The sequence below is a fragment of the Streptomyces sp. NPDC037271 genome, from assembly GCF_055603605.1.
In genome coordinates this window covers 1-18,264 of the sequence record NZ_JBVJVN010000026.1, presented here as the reverse complement: position 1 = coordinate 18,264, position 18,264 = coordinate 1, and the positions used below count along the sequence as shown (strand labels likewise).

The following is an 18,264-nucleotide window of genomic DNA, read 5'->3' as shown; positions in this document are numbered from 1 at the left end:
GAACAAGGGAGTTCCCCATGAGCAACGCCCGTACGGTCCTGGTGATCGGCGGAGGTGCGGCCGGCAACGCCGTGACGGTCCTGCTGCGCTGCGCCGGTCTCACCGTGGACCTGGTCGAGGCCGAGGACGACTGGAACGCCACCGCCGGCTCCGGCATCACCCTCCAGGGCAACGCCCTGCGCGTGCTGCGCGAACTCGGCGTGTGGGAGCGGGTGCAGGCGTCCGGTTTCGGCTTCGGCTCGGTCGGCATCACCGCCCCCGACGGCACCGTCCTGCACGTGCAGGACGACCTGCGCACCGGCGGCGACGACCTGCCCGCCACCGTCGGCATGCAGCGCCCGCGGCTCCAGCGGATCCTCATCGAGGCGGTGCGCGCCAGTGGCGCTTCGGTCCGCCTGGGCACCACCGCCGAGATCCTCGGCCAGGACCCCGACGGTGTCCGCGTCCGGCTCTCCGACGGCTCCGAGCACCGCTACGACCTGGTGGTCGCCGCCGACGGCCTCGGCTCCACGACCCGCTCCGCGATCGGCATCACGGTGAGACCCGAGCCGACCGGCATGGCCATCTGGCGCGTCGCCGCCCCCCGCCCGGCCGGTGTGACCCGCACCGACCTCGCCTACGGCGGCCCGGCCTACATCGCCGGGTACTGCCCCACCAGCGAGAACACCCTGTACGCGTACGTCGTCGAGGCCAACCGCGACCGCGCCTCCATACCGCCCGAGTCCTACGCCGACGAGATGCGCCGGCCGGCCTCCGCGTACGGCGGCCACTGGCCGGAGATCACCGAGCACATCACCGACCCGGCGAAGGTCAACTACACCTGGTTCGACCGGATGCTCGTCGAGGGCTCCTGGCACCGCGGCCGGGTCGTCCTCGTGGGCGACGCCGCCCACTGCTGCCCGCCCACCCTCGCCCAGGGCGCCGCCCTGTCCCTGGAGGACGCCTGGGTGCTGGCCCAGATGCTCACCGGGTCCGACGCCTGGGACGACGCGCTGTTCCAGGCCTACTACGAGCGGCGCGTCGCCCGTGTCCGGCCGGTCGTCGAGGCGTCGGTGCAGATCGGGCGGTGGCAGCTCGACGGGGTCCGCGACGCCGACGTGCCCGGCCTGATGGCCGGCACCATGACGATGCTCAGGGAACTGCCGTGAACCCGCCCACCATCGACGTGCACGCACACGTCCTGCTCCCCGAGGTCGAGTCACTCGTGGCCGGCCTGCCCGGCCACGCCGAGGCCAGGGAGCTGGACGCCCGGCGCAACGGGCCCGCCGCACTCGCCGTCAGCGGCCCCATGGTCCGCGAGCGCATCCCGCGGCTGACCGGTGTCGCCGTGCGCCTGGCCGCGATGGACGCGCAGGGCGTGGACGTTCAGCTGGTCAGCCCCTCCCCGTCGCACTACCACTACTGGGCCGACGAGGAGAGTGCCGAGAAGCTGTGCCGGCTCGCGGGCGAGGCCACGGCGGCGCACTGCGCGAAGGCGCCCGACCGGCTGCGCGGTCTCGGTCTCGTACCGCTCCAGCACCCTCACCTCATGGTGCGCGCCCTGGACCACGCCCTGGAACAGGGCCTGGCCGGGGTGGAGATCTCCAGCCACGCGCCCGGGCGGGAACTCTCCGACCCGGCCTACGAGCCCTTCTGGACCCGGGCCGAGGAGACCGGAGCGATCCTTTTCCTGCACCCCTTCGGGTGCACGCTGGACGAGCGCCTGGACCAGTGGTACCTGTCCAACACCGTCGGCCAGCCCACCGAGAACGCCGTCGCCCTCTCGCACCTCATCTTCTCCGGCGTACTCGACCGCCACCCCGGCCTGAAGCTGATCGCCGCGCACGGCGGCGGCTACCTGCCCACCCACATCGGCCGCTCCGACCACGCCTGGTCGGCCCGCTCCGACGCGGGCGCCGGCTGCGCGCACCCGCCCAGCAGCTACCTCAAGCGGCTGTACTTCGACTCCCTCGTCCACGACCCGCACGTCCTGCGGGAACTGGTCCGCGTCGCCGGCGCCGACCGGGTGCTGCTCGGCTCCGACTTCCCCTTCGACATGGGGACCGGGGACCCGGTCGGCGCCCTGCGCGCCGCACGCATGTCCGAGGCCGACACCGCCGCCGTACGCGGTGCGAACGCCGCCGCCCTGCTCGACCTCACCCTCGTCTGAGGAGGAACCCATGAGCGCACGCCTGCTCACCCACCTGCGTCACGTCGACCTCGCCGTTCCCGACTACGACAAGCAGCTCGACTTCTACGCCGGCGTCTGGGGCCTGACCAAGGTCGCCGAGGACTCCGGCATCTCCTTCCTGGCCGCCGAGGGCTCCCCGGAGCAGTACGTCGTGCGGCTGCGCAAGGCGGACGAGAAGCGCCTCGACCTCGTCTCCTACGGCGCCGCCTCCGCCGCCGACGTCGACACCCTCGCCGAGCGACTGCTCGCGGGCGGCGTCCGGCTGGTCTCCCGGCCGGGGAAAGTGGACACGCCCGGCGGCGGCTACGGCTTCCGGTTCTTCGACGTGGACGGGCGCACCATCGAGGTCTCCGCCGACGTCGAGGTGCGCCGGCACCGCCGGATCGAGGAGAAGGAGTCCATCCCGGTCAAGCTCTCCCACGTCGTCCTCAACTCCCCCGACCTGAACCGCACCCGCGAGTGGTACGAGCGCCACCTCGGCTTCGCCCTCTCCGACACGCTCAGCTCGCCCCACATGGGCGAGGTCATGCACTTCATGCGGATCAGCAACCAGCACCACTCGATGGCCATCGCGCAGGGCCCGCACACCGCCCTGCACCACGTCTCCTTCGAGATGCGCGGCATCGACGAGTACATGCGCGGCTCCGGACGCGTCATCCGCGCGGGCTTCAAGAAGATCTGGGGTCCCGGCCGGCACATGGCCGGGGACAACACCTTCACCTACTTCCTCGATCCGCACGGCAACACCGTCGAATACACCACCGAGCTGGAGTGCCTGGACGAGGACACCTGGCACCCGCACGTCTACGACTTCTCCCGGCCCGAGGTCACCGACCAGTGGGGCACCGCCAACCCCATGAACGAACTGGTCGCCAAGGAGTCCTTCAACGACCCCGACCGAGGCGTCTTCGTCGCCCCGCCGGTCTGAGCCGGCTCCTCCTCCCCGGGGACGCGACCGTGCTGTTCACGCCCTGACGCACACCGTCGCGTCCCCGGCCCCGGCCTGCTCTCCTTCGCGGTAGCCGCGGGCGCGGCTCTCCACGCCGTCGCATGCGCGAGGCGCACACCGACGCCACCGCCCGCGCGGCGGGCTGTCGCGGCCGTATCACCGTGGGCCACGGCCTCACGCGCGTCCCGCTCGACCGACCCGACCCTCCCACTGGAGCCCCACCATGCGTTTCGCCGCCTACGAGCACCGTCACCGCCACCGGGTGGCCGTCGTGGAGGACGACGGCACCCTGTACCCGCTGCCGGGCGTCTCCGCCCTGTCCGCCCTGCTGACGGAGACCGACGGCCTGCCCGGGCTGCTCGCCGCCGGCCGGCAGGCGCTGGATGTTCCGCCCGGTCCGCACGTGTCCGAGGTACGGCTGCTCCCCCCGCTCCGGCCCACGTCCGTACGGGACTTCGTCACCTTCGAGGAGCACGTCGAAGGCGTACGCCGCTCCGTCGACGGCGTCGCCGGCGTTCCCGAGCAGTGGTACGCGGCGCCGGCCTTCTACTTCACCAACCCGCACGCGGTCTACGGCGACCAGGACGACATCCCGATGCCGCCCGGTTCGGCCGTTCTGGACTTCGAGCTGGAGGTGGGCGCGGTGATCGGGCGGGAGGGCCGGGACCTCACGCCCGAGCGGGCCCGCGACCACATCGTCGGCTACACCGTGTTCAACGACTGGTCGGCGCGCGACCTGCAGGGCGCCGAGATGAAGGTCGGCCTCGGCCCGTGCAAGGGCAAGGACACCGCCACCACCCTCGGACCGTACCTCGTCACCGCCGACGAGCTGGAGCCGTACCGGGACACCGACGGGTTCCTGCGCCTGGCCCTGACCGCCGAGGTCAACGGCGAGAGGGTCGGCGAGGACCTGCTGTCCAACATGAGCTGGACCTTCGAGGAGATGACCGCCTACGCCTCCCGCGGCACCCGTGTCGTCGCCGGCGACGTCCTCGGCTCCGGCACCTGCGGCAACGGCGGCTGCCTCGCCGAACTGTGGGGCCTGCGCGGCGAGCGGAACCCGCCACCGCTCAAGCCCGGCGACACCGTCGCCCTCACCGCCGAGGGCATCGGCACGCTGACGAACACCGTCGTCCCCGGCGCCGAGCCCGTACCGCTCCCGGCCGGCCGGCGGCGCGACCGGGAGCGGCCGTGAACGGCCCGCGAGACCCGCACCCCAAGAGGCTGCTCGGCAAGGTCGTCGTCGTGACCGGCGCCGCCCGGGGCCAGGGCGCCGCCGAGGCCGAGGCCCTCACCCGCGAGGGCGCCCGGGTCGTCGCCACCGACGTCGAACCCGCGGCAGGCCTCCGCCGCCTCGACGTCACTCGTGGAGACGGCCCCGGGCGTCATCGTCGAGGACATCACCGCGCGCACCGGCGCTCCGCTGCGCCTGGACGGCCTCGCGACCGCCCGCTGGTCGCGAGGCGCACCGGCACCTCGGGGGAGCCGGGTGCGCGTGCGTGCTGTGACGGCTGCCTGCCCGGCGGGAACCGGGACGGCCGTCACTTCACTTCTGCTTGACCGGCGGACACGTGCCGGTGTCCTCGCCGATGGAGTTGATCTCGGCGTTGGAGCGCGAGTCACCCGCGTAGTCGAGCTGGTCCGTGCACTTCGCACCGGACTCCTTCGGCGTACCCGACACCCCCTCGGACTTCTGGACCGGCGGACACGTGCCCGTGTCCTCACCCACGGAGTTGATCTCGGCGTTGGAGCGCGAGTCACCCGCGTAGTCGAGCTGGTCCGTGCACTTCGCACCGGACTCCTTCGGCGTACCCGACACCCCCTCGGACTTCTGGACCGGCGGACACGTGCCCGTGTCCTCACCCACGGAGTTGATCTCGGCGTTGGAGCGCGGATCGCCCGCGTAGTCGAGCTGGTCCGTGCACTTCGTAGCGGAATCGGCGGGCGCGTCGGACGACGTGCCCTCCGCGGTGTCGGACTGCGGGGTGCTCGCGACCGCCGATGAACTGCCGGCGGAGGAGCCGGCGTTGTCGGCGCTGCCGTTGCCGCATGCCGTCAGTGCCAGGCCGAGGGCCACCGCGGTCATGGTCAGTACCGAGATCTTCCGAGTGCGCATGCTGTGTCTCATTCCTCTGTGTGCGGCTGTCGCTCCTGCGGAGCGGGCGGGCGGGCGGGCGGTGGAGAGCTGGGCGACCGTTCGCCCGCGTGGCTTTCTGCCCTCTGAGACAGTCGGTGCGGTTGCCCCGTTGGGTCTTGACCGCGCTCGGGACACGCTCATGACATGACGGTGGCCGCGTCGTGAAGTCCGCGTCGGCGTGTCGCCCGGCCGCACGTCCTCGGCCCGCGCGGCGATGTGCCCTCGCCCCTGCCGCCGCACGGCGCCGCTGCCCCGACCGGGAGCCCTTCGCCCACAGGCGCCGCCCAAACGGTGCGCGCGTATCCCCCCTTCGCAGGCGCCCTGCGCGTCAGACAGGCGGCTCGGGCTGCCCGACGAAGCGGGCAAGCGCCTCCGCGGCGCCGCGTGGCAGGCCGGCGACCGCCGTGTCCGGCAGTGCCGTGACGGCGGTCCGCAGCCGTGCGCCGGGCTCCGGCAGCAGGGCCCAGGCGGAGGCGGGGGCATCGACGGTGGCGAGCAGCAGGTCGCCCGCGTAGAAGTAGGCGTCGAGCAGCGGCTCCTCGATCAGCAGGCGCACGGCGAGCGGAAGGACGTGGGGCAGTGCCACCTGCTGCGAAACGAGGATGCGCAGGTCCGCGGGACTCAGTTCGCCCAGAGCCACCCGCCGCAGCTCATGCACGGTGCGCACCAAGCGGGTCGCGTCAGCGGCGGGAGGCGTCCAGCGGGGCGGGTCCAGCTCGTCGAGCGTGCGGTCGAGGTGCAGCAGGTGGTCCATGGGCTTCATTCTGACCGGACCGCTGGGCCGGCGTCCGCCGCCGCCGGAGTCCGTCTGCCGCTGCCACTACCACTGCCCGGCGACCGACTGGGCCGGGCCGCTGGACCGGCTGCTTCCCGACGGCAGCCGTGAAGGACTGACGCGCGATGCCACGGACGGGCGGGCGCCCCTGACCCGGCACACGAGCGGGCTCGTGCGGGCGGTGTGGAGCGGGTGTCGGTCGGCGAGTCTCCCGCTCACCGGCTGTTTCGCGGTGTCCACACCGTGCCGCGGGCCTCGTACTCGAGCATCTCCTCCAGACCGACCGCGGCGTCCGCGCCGAGTTCCCGGCGCACCAGCCACAGGGCGAGGTCCAGCCCGGAGGTCACCCCGCCGGCGGTGACCAGGTCGCCGTCGTCGACCACGCGGGCGTTCTTCAGCACGCCGCCCTGCCGCTCCAGGTCGGCCCGCGCCCGGTGGTGGGTGGTGCAGGGGCGCCCCGTGGTCAGCCCGGCGGCGGAGAGCAGCATGACGCCCGTGCACAGCGCGCTGACGGTCAGGCCCGGGCGGGCCGCGGCGGCCAGGGCCCGCGGCAGGGAGCCCCGCCGGATCTCCGCCCACACGCCGGGGTCCTCGCGGCGCGCGTACCCGCCGCCGGGGACGACGAGGAGGTCGGCCTCCTCGGGCGCCCACCCGTGGTCGACGCGCAGCCTGGTGCCGTAGGCGGCCTTGACGGTACGAGGACCGTCGAGCGTGACGTAGCGGACCCGCACCTCCCGGTCGGCGAAGTAGCCGGAGGCGGCGAACACCTCGTACGGGGCGGTGAAGTCGAGTTCCTCCACACCGTCGAACATGACGACGTGTACGCGCAAGGGACGGTCGCGCCCGGGAGCCGCGGCGGCCGCGGCGTCGGCCCGGGTGGCGGTGCCGGCGGTCAGCGTCGCGGCGCCGAGCGCGGTGGTGGCGTGCAGGAGGGTACGGCGGTTCATCTCGGTCGGTACTCCATTTCTCGGTCGGTCATGGGGAGAGGAGGGGCTCGTCCGCCAGGTACGGGGGTGCCGGGTCGTACTGGAGGGCGCGGCGCACGGCACGGGCGTGTTCGCGCCCGTGCAGCCGGCCGACGAGCCACAGGGCGCTGTCGATGCCGGCGGACACGCCCTGGCTGGTGAGCAGGTTGCCGTCGACCACGTAGCGGGCGTCCCGTACGACGGTGACGTCGCCGCGTCCTTCGAGTGCCTCCTCGTACTGCCAGTGGGTGGCGACCCGGCGGGCCCGGGCCGGGCCCGCGGCGTGCAGCAGGAAGGCCCCGGTGCAGACACCGACCACCCAGGCGGCGCGCGCGGCGGTGTCGGTGAGCCAGCCGGTGACCCGCTCGTTGTACGGCTCCACCTCCCGGGCGCCGTAACCGCCCGGTACGAGGACGACGTCCAGCGGCGGGTGGTCGCCGAGTGTGTGATCCGGCAGTACCCGCATGCCCTGGGAGCACCGGACGGGCGCGGCTCGCTCGGCGACCAGCACGACGTCGTCCGTGCCGTCCCGCAGGCCGGAGGAGGTGGTGAACACCTCCCACGGGCCGGCGAAGTCGAGTTCCTGCGCGGTGTCGAACAGCAGGATTCCGTACGTGGTCATGCTCAGTTGCCCCAGCGCGCGGCGTCGGCCATGGTCTCCATCCGGGTCCGGTGCGGTGGCACGGACCTCTCCCGCAGCAGTTCGGACGCGATGGAGAAGAGCGGGGCCTTCTCCGGGCGGCGCTGTGCCTGGGCGACGATCTCGTCGGTGAGGGTGGTGGCCATGGACAGCCGCGGATAGGCGGCGTGGATCGCGGCCCCGGTCGCGTCGTCGACGCAGTCCGTGTCCCAGCCGAAGTCCATGCCGGTCCCCTGGTGCACCAGGGCGCACAGGATGCCGCGGCGCTCGGCGATGCCCGGCGTCGTGTGCAGGGCGATGGCTTCCCAGACGGCGTCGACGTCGGCGGTGGGCAGGCCCTGCCCGGTGAGGAACTCCGCGGCCGTGTCGGCGCCGTCCACCTCGAACCGCTGGCGGCGGTCGCCGGCCCGCGTCAGGCCGATGTCGTGCAGGACGCAGGCCAGGAACAGCAGTTCCGGATCGTAGTCGTGCCCCGCCTCCGCGCCCTGGTGGTCGGCGCGGAGGCGGGCGAACAGGGCGCTGCGGACGCTGTGGTTGGCGGTCGCGGTGGACTCCGTCTCGCGCACCAGGGCCAGCGCGCGGCGGGTGACGGGAGTGTCCGGGAGCGGCGGGACGCCGGTGATCATCTCGTCGTTCATGGAATCGATGATGGGCCGCGCCAACTGGCCACGACAGTGGCAGACTTGCCCTCATGCGAGAGGAAACTGTCACCTCCTGCGCACCGCACCGCGTGGCGGTGCTGGCCATGGACGGCGTACTCCCCCTCGACCTGGGCATCCCGGCCCAGGTCTTCATCGCCGTGCCCGGTGATCCCTACGAACTGACCCTGTGCGGACGGAAACCGGGATCGGTCCCGACCGCCGCGGGGTTCGCCGTGACGGTGACGGCCGGGCTGGAGGCGGTGGGCGAGGCGGACACCGTGGTGGTCCCGGGGTACGAACCGCACCTGCGAAGGCTCCCGGCGGACGTGCTCGCCGCACTGACCGGCGCCCACGCCCGGGGCCGACGGCTGGTGTCCATCTGCACCGGGGCGTTCGCGCTGGCCGCGGCCGGCATCCTGGACGGCCGGGAAGCCACCACCCACTGGAAGCACGCCGACGAACTGGCCGCGCGGTACCCGAGGGTGTCGGTGGACCCGCGCGTGCTCTACGTGGACGAGGGACAGGTGCTGACCTCGGCGGGCGTCGCCGCCGGCATCGACCTGTGCCTGCACCTGGTGCGACGCGACCTCGGCGCGCGGACGGCGAACCAGGTGGCGCGCTCCCTGGTCTCCGCTCCCCACCGCGACGGCGGGCAGGCGCAGTACATCAAACGGCCGCTGGCCCCCGACACGTGCGGCGTCACCCTCGCGCCCACCCGCGCATGGGCCCTGACCCGCCTGCACGAACCGCTGACGGTCCCGCTGCTCGCCGCGCACGCCCACATGGCGCCGCGGACCTTCGCCCGGCGGTTCGTCACCGAGACCGGCACGACACCCCTGCGGTGGCTGCTCACCGCCCGGCTCGACCGCGCCCGGGAACTGCTGGAGAGCACCGGACTCGCCGTGGACCACATCGCCGGCCGTTGCGGTCTGGGCAGCCCCTCCAACCTCCGACTGCACTTCCGCCGCACCCTCGGGACGACACCCACCGCGTACCGCGCGGCGTTCGCCCCCACGACGCAGCCGGACTCCGCCCAGACCCGCACCCCGACGACCACCGGTCCACCGGCGGCTGCCGCCGCCCCCGCCGCCCCCGCCGGCTCCCCCGGCTCCCCCGGCTCCTCGCAGAACGCGGAAGGATGAAGGTCCGGCAGATGTCTCTTGCTCCGGTGACAAAGCTGGGATCATTGTCGTCTGCAGGGACATTGCACAGCCAGTCAGGTACGGGGGATGCGTCGATGACCGAGGTGCGCGTACGGGTGGAGGACGCCGCGGGCGCCGCTGCGCTGAGAGGCTGGCTGCGGCGGGATCCCGGGGTGTCGGGGACGGGCGTCCGGGTCGGAACGGGCAGCGACGAGAAGGGGACGGCGCGGACGAACCCGGATGCGGATGCGGGTGCCATGGGCACCCTGGAGTCGGTCACCGCGGTGGTGGACAGCGCCTCGGGTCTGCTCGCCCTGCTGGTCGCGGTGGGGGCATGGCGTTTCCCCCGGGGAACCCGACCGCCGGTCGTACGGATCACCGAGAACGACGGCACGGTGCTGGAAGGCACCGCCGAGGACGTGCTCGCGGTTCTCCAGGAGCGGCGCGCGCAGCGGGAACAGGAACCCGAGCCTGAGCTGGACCCGGGGCAGGAGCGGGGACCGGGGCAGGGCACGGTATGAACGTGCGGCTCTCCGACCGCGGCGCGTCGCGGGCGGTGCTCATCGGTGTCCACGACTACGCCGCGGACGGCGGGCTCAGCCAGTTGCCCTCCGTCGAACGGAACGTCGCGGCCCTGCAGGCGACGCTGTGCGACGAGACGGTGTGGGGTCTGGCCGCGTCGGACTGCCGGGTGCTCGGCCCCGGGTCCGGCCCGGAAACCGTCATGCGGGCCATCGACACGGCGGTGCGGGAGGCCACCGACACCCTCCTGGTCTACTACGCGGGACACGGACTGCTGCATCCCGACCGCCCCACCGAACTGCACCTCGCCCTGCGTGACTCGAACGAGCACCAGATGTGGCGGTCCCTGCCGTACGCGCACATCCGCGACGAGGTCCGGGCGGCGCACCGGCAGAGGCGTCTGAAGTGCGCCGTCATCCTCGACTGCTGCTTCAGCGGAGCCGCCGTCGAGGGTGGCATGAGCCATCCCGAGGCACTGCTCAACAAGGTCGCCGACATCGACGGCGTGTGCGTGCTCACCTCCAGCGCCGCCACCGAACTCGCCTGGTCGCCGCCGGGCGAGACCCTGTCCGCCTTCACCGGCACCCTGCTCGACCTGGTGCGCACGGGTGTGCCCGGCGCCGGACCCGTGCTCGACTTCGGCACCCTGCACGCCGGACTGCGGCGGAGGCTGAGCACCCGTGAACGTCCTCAGCACCCCCAGCTCGGCGCCCACAACTCGGGCGAGCGCATCGCCGTCTTCCGCAATCCGGCGTACGTGGTACGGGAACCGGCCGACGACGTTCCCGGGCGCGGAGTACCGTCCGCCCACGACCGGCTGATCGGCCGGGAACGCGAGCTGCGGGAGCTGGCGGAGGAGGCCGCCCGGGGCCCTGGCGTGCTGCTCGTCCACGGGCCGCCCGGCGTGGGCAAGAGGGCACTGGCCGCGGAGCTGCAACGGCACCTCGTGCACCGCACCCCGGGCTTTCCACACGTCGGATTCCCGGTCGTACGGTTCACCGAGCCGGTGGCTGCCGACTGGCTGCCCGACGCCGCCGACGTCCGGCCCGACGCACTCGTCCTGATGACCAGTCATTCGTCGCTCACCGGCGTCCCCCTCCCCGTCCGCCGCTACCGGCTCGGGCCGCTCACCGTCGAGCACGCCGTGGAACTGATGCGGTACCTGAGCGGACTCACCGGCCACGAGCGCGAACTCTCGGAGATCGCCGGGATGCTGAGCTGTCTCCCGTTCGCCCTGCGTCCCGTCGCCGCCCGCCTGCGCCGCACTCCGCCGGACCTGTTGCTCGAGGCCATGCGGGAGTCGGACCACCCGCTCCAGCACCTGCGCTCCGACGACCACCGCGTGCGCGCCGCGTTCACGCTGGCGTACGAGACGCTCAGCGAGCCGCAGCGGCGGGTACTGCGCGACTGCGCGGGCCACCCCGGGCCGGACTTCGACCGCCACTCGGCCGCCGCGCTGAGCCGGATGTCCTCCGGGATCTGCGGTCTGATGCTGGAGGAACTGGTGGACGCCGGTCTCCTCCAGCGAACGGACGGCCGATACGCGTTCCACGATCTCTATCGCGCCTACTGCCGCACGAAGCCCGGTGCGGAGCCGCTGCAGCGCACCTGGCTCTACCGGCACCTGCGGGAGCGTCTGTGGAACGCCCGGCGGGACGGCCCCGGCGACATCGGCAAGCGGTGGCGGGCCGGCGCGCTGCCCGAGCTGAAGGCGGCGGCGCTCAGCGCGCGGAACGAGGGCTGGGCCCTCGCGGCGGAACTGACCTGCGCGGTGGCCGACGCGCTGCGTGAGGAGGGCCGGTTCGAGGAGGCGCGGGAGCAGGCGGACGCCGCCCACCAGTACGCGGCCCTGAGACGGGACGGCATGGGCATGGCTCGGGCGCGGGGCTGCCTGGCCCAGCTGGGCGAAGCGGACCGCACCGGTCGCCCGCGGCCGCCGGAAGGGGGGCCGGCAGCCGCGGTGCGGGAGAAGCTGGCAACGGAGCTCCACGAACGGGCCCGGGACGTGCGGACGTCGTCGGGCGGCCTGGGACACCGGGGCCGACTGCTCATGACGCTCGCCGACCGGGCGCTGGCGGCCCGGCTGGTCGAGGACGCGCTGACCTTCCAGGACGAAGCCGCAACCTGTCTCGAGGAGGCCGGTGACCCGCTGCTCGCTGACTGCCTGGTGGGCGAGGCCGCCCTGCGTCTGTACACGGGAGACCTGCCACGCGCGGCCGAGCTGGCCGCGAAGGCCGCCGGACTGCTGGAGGGCCAGGCCGACAGGGAAAGTGCCGCACACGCGCACATGACCGCGGCCGAGGCCCTGCGGAAGTCCGGCGACCTGCCGGAGGCGGACCGGCATGCCCACGAAGCACTCGAACGCCTCTCGGAGACGGAAGATCCGGCCACCCTCAGCTACGCCCACCGCCTGGCGGCCAAGATCGCCTTCGCCCGCGGTCACAGGGACACGGCCGCGCACCTGCTGAAGGACGCGCACCGGCTCCGCCTGGACTCGCGCGCCGAGGACGGGCCGTCCACCAGGGCCATCGCCCACCCGTCCCGGGCCCCCCGGGCACAGCTCGGGGATGCTCCCTCCCCGCTCCCGGGACATCCCTGACGTGCCCTCCGCATGACGTCACCGGTGAACCGGCCGGGCGGGTCCCTCGGCCGGGTGCCGGGTGGGGAGGCGCTGGTCAGGGCTCGAGGAGGGTCTTGACGGCGCGGCGTTCGTCCATGGTGTCGCCGGCCGCGGGCCGCGGCCGCGCGAGCGGGCCACGCACGGTCCGGAGAAAAAACTTCGGCGGAAGGTGAATCCTTTCCGGGCCTTGTCGTCTCTTGTCTGTGTACCGGCCGAACGGGCCGACAGAACCAGGAGGAAAACCAATGATGGTCACTGGCCTCGTAGTGGTCGGAGCCCTGCTCGTGGGCGCCTGCAGCTGGCACCTGATGCGGCGCTACAAGAGCCGCGGCTGACCAGCGCCCTGCGCGCGGGGCGCCACACGGGTATGAGTAGCACATGAACCAACGCTTCTCCTGGCCGGACGAGCGGCTGATCAAGGCCGCTCAGGACGGCGACGTCACTTCGCTCACCACCGTCGTCATGGAATCGCAGCCTCATGTGCGCAAGTTCGCCATCTCGCTGTGCGCCTCGCCGCAGGACGCGGAGGACGCCGCGCAGGAGGCGCTGATCATCCTGTACCGGAAGATCGGCACCCTGCGGGCCACCGGCGCGCTCGCTTCATGGATGTTCCGGATCGTGCGGAACGAATGCCTCCGGCAGGTACGGCTCCTCGTCTCGTGGAACAACGAGGCGTCGGCCGAACCGGAGCCGTCCGCCGAGGACGCGGTGCTGCACAGTCTGGAGGTGGAGCGGATCGCGGCCGCGGTCAGCGCCCTTCCCCGTGACCAGCGGCAGGTCCTGATCATGCGTGACGTACAGGGCCTGCCCGGCAAGACCGTTGCCCGTTCGCTCGGTCTGAGCACCGCCGCGATGAAGTCCCGGCTGCACAGAGCGCGCGCGGCACTGCGTCACTCACTCGCGGTGACCGACCAGGCACCCGATCAAGCCATCGACCGACCAGCCGGAGGAGACCCACGACCGTGAACACCATGAAGCCCGCACAGGACACGAAGGGCCGGGCCGCCACGCAGACCGCGGCGTCCGGGCCGGACTTCTCCAGCAAGTCCGTCCCGCGCCATCTGGCGCGCGGCGTCATCGGATTCGGGGTGATCGTCGGCTCGATCGCCCTGGTGCCCGTCGTCGGCCCGGCCGCCCTGCTGGCTGCGCCGCTGGCCCTGGTCGCCTTCCGCGGCTGCCCCACCTGCTGGATGGTCGGTCTGATGCAGACCATCTCCCGCGGCCGGCTGGAGCGTGAGTGCGTGGACGGCGTCTGCACCCTGACCAAGGCGCACCCGGCCGACAAGGCCGCCGAGGAACCGACACCGCGTCAGGCCCCGGCCGTCTTCCGGTGATCGGGCCACGGCCCGCGAGCGCCCGCCCCGTCGGTGCCTCCGTGGCCGCGGCCCCGGATCTCCGGCCTCCCGGCCCGGCTCGGCCTCCGCCCTCCTGTCGACCGACCTCGTGGGCTGGTGTCACCGGGCGGGGAGGCGTCGGCCGACCCCGCCGACATGGGCACGAGTGCCGAGGACGGTGGGCACGCCTCGGCAGCGACCCCGTGGAAACACGTTCCGCAGCGCGAAGGCGCAGACCACGCGGTCGTGATCAACAGCCCACCGCAAGTACGCGCTCTTTCCGCGTTATTAACGAGACGCTTACATGGGATGCCGGCACCCCCGATTATCCGCCATATTGATTTCGCATACCAACTCCATGCCTTGGTCATTGGTTTACGGAGCGCCAGCTCGATGCTAGGCTCCAAATCGAATCAGACTGGGCCGCCGAGTCGGCAGCGCCGTTGATTGTGCTTCACGGGGGGAGTAAGAGAACCATGATCCGCCATGCCCGGATTCAGGTGGCGGCACCGCCATCGGACAGTGCGGCAGGAAGCCCGTCAGGCGGTGCACCGGAAAACCTGGAACAGTCGCTCCTGGACGGGCAGTCGCAGCAGACGCCCGATCAGGTCGACGACCGGACGGTTGCCGTCGTCGGGCTTTCCTGCCGCTTTCCCGGTGGAGCAAGCCCCACCGAATTCTGGGACCTCCTCAGGAACGGCCGCGACGCGATAGCGGAGCCACCCGCGGACCGCGCACACCTTGCCTCTTCAGGCGATGGATCGCCGCGCCCCGGCGGTTTCCTGCCCCGTGTCGACACCTTCGATGCCGAGTTCTTCGGCATATCCCCGCGCGAAGCCGCCGCGACGGACCCGCAGCAGCGGCTCGCGCTCGAACTCGCCTGGGAGGCGCTGGAGGACGCCGGCATCGTCCCGGCCACGCTCGCCGACACCGCCACCGGCGTCTTCGTCGGCGCGATCGCCGACGACTACGCGGCCCTCACCCACGCGGCCGGTCCCGGCGCCACCTCCGCGCACACGGTGACCGGATTGCACCGCGGCATCATCGCCAACCGGGTCTCCTACGTCCTCGGCCTGCGGGGCCCCAGCATGGTGGTCGACACCGCACAGTCCTCGTCGCTGGTAGCGGTGCAACTGGCCTGCGAGAGCCTGCGCCGCGGCGAGTCCGTCGTGGCGCTGGCCGGCGGCGTCAACCTCAACCTCGCACCGGAGAGCACCCACGCCCTGGCAGCCTTCGGCAGCCTCTCTCCCGACCACCGGTGCTTCGCACTCGACGCCCGGGCGAACGGCTACGTCCGGGGCGAGGGCGGCGGTGTGGTGGCGCTCAAACTCCTCAGCCGTGCCCTGGCCGACGGGGACCGCGTCCACTGCCTGCTGAACGGGGGCGCCATCGGCAGCGACGGCGCGAGCGACACCCTTCCCACTCCCCGCGGAAGTGCTCAGGAACGCGTCATACGCGACGCCTGGGAAAACGCGCGTATACCGCTGGAACAAGCCCAGTACGTCGAAATCCACGGATCGGGCACCCGGGTCGGCGACCCCATAGAAGCCGCGGCCCTGGGCGCTGTTTTCGCCTCGTCCCGCACTCCGGGAAACCCGCTCAGGGTCGGCTCCGTCAAGACGAACATCGGCCACCTCGAGGGGGCCGCCGGCATAGCCGGACTCATCAAGACCATTCTCTGTCTCAAAGCGCGGGAACTCGTCCCGACCTTGAACTACCGCACCCCGAATCCTCGGATACCGTTCGACGAGCTGCGGCTCGCCGCCGTCACCGAAACCGGGCCGTGGCGGAATCCCGACGGTCCGCTCGTCGCGGGTGTGACCTCGGTCGGCATGGGGGGCACCAACTGTCATCTGGTGCTCAGCGAGTGGCAGGGCGACACCGCCACGGCCGCCGGAAACAAGCCAGAGCGGCCGAAGGAACCGGTCGCGTACGATTCCCTCGCCTGGGTGCTTTCCGGACGCGGTGACAAGGCGCTGCGCGCCCAGGCGGCCCGGCTGCGGGCGCACCTCGCGGCGCACCAGGATTCCGGTGCCGCCGAGATCGCCCGGGCCCTCGCTCACGACCGCACCGCCTTCTCCCACCGGGCCGTTCTGGTCGGCACCGACCGCGACGCCCTGCTGACCGCCCTCGACGCGGTCGCCGAGGCCCGGGTCACCCAGGCCGCGGTCGAGGGCAGCACCCACCGGACCGGCCGGGAGGCCGTGTTCGTCTTCCCCGGCCAGGGTTCCCAGTGGGCCGGCATGGCAGCAGAACTCCTCGACAACGTTCCCGCCTTCGCCGAGGTCATCGAGGACTGCGAGCGCGCGCTGCGCCCGTATCGCGACTGGTCGCTGACCGATGTGCTGCGCGAACGCCCCGGCGCGCCCGCCCTCGACCGCGACGACGTCGTGCAACCCGCCCTGTGGGCCGTGATGGTCGGGCTGGCCGCCCTGTGGCGGGCGGCAGGTGTCGAACCGGCCGCGGTCGTCGGCCACTCCCAGGGCGAGATCGCCGCCGCCACCGTCAGCGGCGCCCTCACCCTGGACGACGCGGCCCTGCTGATCGCCGTACGGAGCACCGCCCTCGGCGCGCTGGCCGAGCGCGGTGGCGGCATGCTCACCGTGTCGCTGCCCGCCGCCCGGGTACGCGACGACCTCGCCGCGTACCCGCGGTTGAGCGTGGCCGCCGTCAACTCGCCCGGCATGACCGTGGTGGCCGGTGACGGGGCCGACCTGGACGCACTGGCCGCCCACTACGGCGAGGACGTCCGTACCCGGCGCGTCCCGGTCGCCTACGCCTCGCACAGCTCGCACGTCGACGCCGTGCACGACACGCTGCTGTCCGGGATCGCCGGCATCACACCGCGCACTGGGAACGTGCCGCTGCACTCCACCGTGACCGCCGAGGCGCTGGACGGCTCCGAGCTGGACGCCGGCTACTGGTACCGCAACCTGCGGGAACCCGTGCGGTTCGCGCCCGCCGTGCGGACACTGCTCGACGCGGGGCACGAGCTGTTCATCGAGATGAGCCCGCACCCCGTGTTGTCGCTCGCCGTCCAGCAGACCGCCGAGGCCGCGGACCTGCCGGTCGCCGCGCTGGGCACACTGCGCCGCGGGGAGGGCGGTACGCAGCGCCTGCTGCTCGCGTTCGGCGAGGCGTTCTGCCAGGGCGCGGACGTGGACTGGTCCGCCGTGCTGCCCGCCGGCACCGCCCGCGCCGAGTTGCCGACGTACGCCTTCCAGCGGCGCCGCCACTGGATCTCCGGACAGCCCGGCGGCGCCCGGGCCCTGCCGTCGGCGGGCACCGCGCCGGCGCCGCAGGCTGCGCCGCTCCCGGAGGACGCCGCGGACGGACACCGGACCGAGCCGAGCCGTTCGCTGACCGGCCCGGCCGCCCTGGAACTGGTCCGGGCGCACACCGCCGCCGTGCTCGGCCACGACTCCGCCGCCGAGGTCGCACCGCGGCGGACGTTCAAGGAGCTGGGCATCGACTCGGCGATGGTCGTCGAGCTGCGTGACCGGCTCGTCACCGCCACCGGGCGCAAGCTCCCCACCACGGTGGTGTACGACCACCCCAGCCCGACCGAGCTGGCCGCGCTGCTCGCCGACGCGCAGCATGAGGCGGCGGCCCCCGAGGCCCGTTCGGAACAGGACGACCCCATCGTGATCGTCGGTATGGGGTGCCGTTTCCCGGGCGGTGTGGACTCGCCGGAGGCGCTGTGGCAGGTCGTCGCCCAGCAGCGCGACGTGATCTCGGACTTCCCGTCCGACCGCGGCTGGGACCTCGACGGCCTCTACCACCCCGACCCGGACCACGTGGGCACCACCTACGTGCGCAACGGCGGCTTCCTCGAAGGCGCCGCGGACTTCGACGCCGAGCTGTTCGGGATCTCGCCGCGTGAGGCGCTGGCGATGGACCCGCAGCAGCGCGCCTTCCTCGAAGTGTGCTGGGAGGCCCTGGAACGGGCCGCGATCGCACCGGGCTCCCTGCGCGGCACCCAGACAGGGGTGTTCGCCGGGGTGATGGCCCAGGAGTACGGTCCGCGGCTGGGTGAGGCGGGTGCCGGGGCCGCCGGGTTCGGACTCACGGGTACGACGTCGAGTGTGGCGTCGGGCCGGGTGGCCTACACACTCGGGTTACAGGGCCCGGCACTGACCGTGGACACGGCATGCTCCTCCTCACTGGTCGCCCTGCACCTGGCGATACGCGCCCTGCGCTCCGGCGAATGCTCACTCGCCCTCGCCGGCGGCGTCACCGTGATGTCCACACCCGGCATCTACGTCGAGTTCTCGCGCCAGCGGGGACTCGCCCCCGACGGCCGCTGCAAATCCTTCTCCGCCGACGCGGACGGCACCGCCTGGGCCGAAGGCGTCGGCGTACTCGTCGT

The 18,264-nt window shown here is 72.8% G+C and carries 15 protein-coding genes and 1 pseudogene; 11 read left to right on the top strand and 5 right to left on the bottom strand.

The window, feature by feature from the left end; translation table 11 throughout:
* The first annotated feature begins 17 nt into the window (after nt 1-17).
* From ACZ7G3_RS30300 to ACZ7G3_RS30280, 5 genes and pseudogenes are all read left to right on the top strand, one after another.
* Nucleotides 18-1,148: an FAD-dependent oxidoreductase gene (locus ACZ7G3_RS30300; protein WP_470929340.1), complete on the top strand. Its 1,131-nt coding sequence runs from the start codon at nt 18-20 to the stop codon at nt 1,146-1,148.
* On the top strand, nt 1,145-2,149 hold the full coding sequence (locus tag ACZ7G3_RS30295; protein ID WP_470929338.1) for an amidohydrolase family protein: 1,005 nt from the start codon (nt 1,145-1,147) through the stop codon (nt 2,147-2,149). Before ACZ7G3_RS30300 ends, ACZ7G3_RS30295 begins: the two co-directional genes overlap by 4 nt.
* A 10-nt stretch (nt 2,150-2,159) precedes the next feature.
* Nucleotides 2,160-3,098, top strand: coding sequence for a VOC family protein (locus ACZ7G3_RS30290; RefSeq protein WP_470929336.1), 939 nt, complete (start codon nt 2,160-2,162; stop codon nt 3,096-3,098).
* Nucleotides 3,099-3,342: 244 nt separating this feature from the next.
* Nucleotides 3,343-4,314 carry a fumarylacetoacetate hydrolase family protein gene (locus ACZ7G3_RS30285; RefSeq protein ID WP_470929334.1) on the top strand — a complete coding sequence of 324 codons (972 nt, stop codon included), beginning with the start codon at nt 3,343-3,345 and terminating at the stop codon, nt 4,312-4,314.
* Nucleotides 4,311-4,484: pseudogene (locus ACZ7G3_RS30280) on the top strand (3-oxoacyl-ACP reductase); the annotation flags it as partial. The gene ACZ7G3_RS30285 and the pseudogene ACZ7G3_RS30280, both read left to right, overlap by 4 nt.
* Nucleotides 4,485-4,665: 181 nt before the next feature.
* On the opposite strand, the gene ACZ7G3_RS30275 reads toward ACZ7G3_RS30280, so the two are convergent.
* The 5 genes from ACZ7G3_RS30275 to ACZ7G3_RS30255 form a co-directional block, all read right to left on the bottom strand.
* Nucleotides 4,666-5,235: a hypothetical protein gene (locus ACZ7G3_RS30275; protein WP_470929332.1), complete on the bottom strand. Its 570-nt coding sequence runs from the start codon at nt 5,233-5,235 to the stop codon at nt 4,666-4,668.
* A 349-nt stretch (nt 5,236-5,584) separates the two neighbouring features.
* On the bottom strand, nt 5,585-6,010 hold the full coding sequence (locus ACZ7G3_RS30270) for a contact-dependent growth inhibition system immunity protein (RefSeq protein WP_470929330.1): 426 nt from the start codon (nt 6,008-6,010) through the stop codon (nt 5,585-5,587).
* A 236-nt stretch (nt 6,011-6,246) separates the two neighbouring features.
* Nucleotides 6,247-6,978, bottom strand: a complete 732-nt coding sequence (locus ACZ7G3_RS30265; protein ID WP_470929328.1) for a DJ-1/PfpI family protein — start codon at nt 6,976-6,978, stop codon at nt 6,247-6,249.
* A 28-nt stretch (nt 6,979-7,006) separates the two neighbouring features.
* A complete protein-coding gene (locus tag ACZ7G3_RS30260; protein WP_470929326.1) occupies nt 7,007-7,618 on the bottom strand; it encodes a DJ-1/PfpI family protein in 612 nt (203 codons plus the stop codon).
* Nucleotides 7,619-7,620: 2 nt separating this feature from the next.
* A complete protein-coding gene (locus ACZ7G3_RS30255; protein WP_470929325.1) occupies nt 7,621-8,274 on the bottom strand; it encodes an HD domain-containing protein in 654 nt (217 codons plus the stop codon).
* A gap of 53 nt (nt 8,275-8,327) precedes the next feature.
* On the opposite strand from ACZ7G3_RS30255, the gene ACZ7G3_RS30250 reads away from it, so the two are divergent.
* The 6 genes from ACZ7G3_RS30250 to ACZ7G3_RS30225 all read left to right on the top strand — a co-directional run.
* Nucleotides 8,328-9,419 carry a GlxA family transcriptional regulator gene (locus tag ACZ7G3_RS30250; RefSeq protein WP_470929323.1) on the top strand — a complete coding sequence of 364 codons (1,092 nt, stop codon included), beginning with the start codon at nt 8,328-8,330 and terminating at the stop codon, nt 9,417-9,419.
* Nucleotides 9,420-9,514: 95 nt separating this feature from the next.
* A complete protein-coding gene (locus ACZ7G3_RS30245) occupies nt 9,515-9,940 on the top strand; it encodes an effector-associated constant component EACC1 (RefSeq protein ID WP_470929321.1) in 426 nt (141 codons plus the stop codon).
* Nucleotides 9,941-9,942: 2 nt separating this feature from the next.
* Nucleotides 9,943-12,540: a caspase, EACC1-associated type gene (locus tag ACZ7G3_RS30240; protein WP_470929319.1), complete on the top strand. Its 2,598-nt coding sequence runs from the start codon at nt 9,943-9,945 to the stop codon at nt 12,538-12,540.
* Nucleotides 12,541-12,939: 399 nt separating this feature from the next.
* Nucleotides 12,940-13,527, top strand: a complete 588-nt coding sequence (locus tag ACZ7G3_RS30235; RefSeq protein WP_426600031.1) for an RNA polymerase sigma factor — start codon at nt 12,940-12,942, stop codon at nt 13,525-13,527.
* Nucleotides 13,528-13,532: 5 nt separating this feature from the next.
* A complete protein-coding gene (locus ACZ7G3_RS30230) occupies nt 13,533-13,895 on the top strand; it encodes a hypothetical protein (protein WP_426600120.1) in 363 nt (120 codons plus the stop codon).
* Nucleotides 13,896-14,371: 476 nt separating this feature from the next.
* Nucleotides 14,372-18,264: type I polyketide synthase (locus ACZ7G3_RS30225; RefSeq protein WP_470929317.1), on the top strand; the 3,893-nt coding region annotated here is incomplete at its 3' end.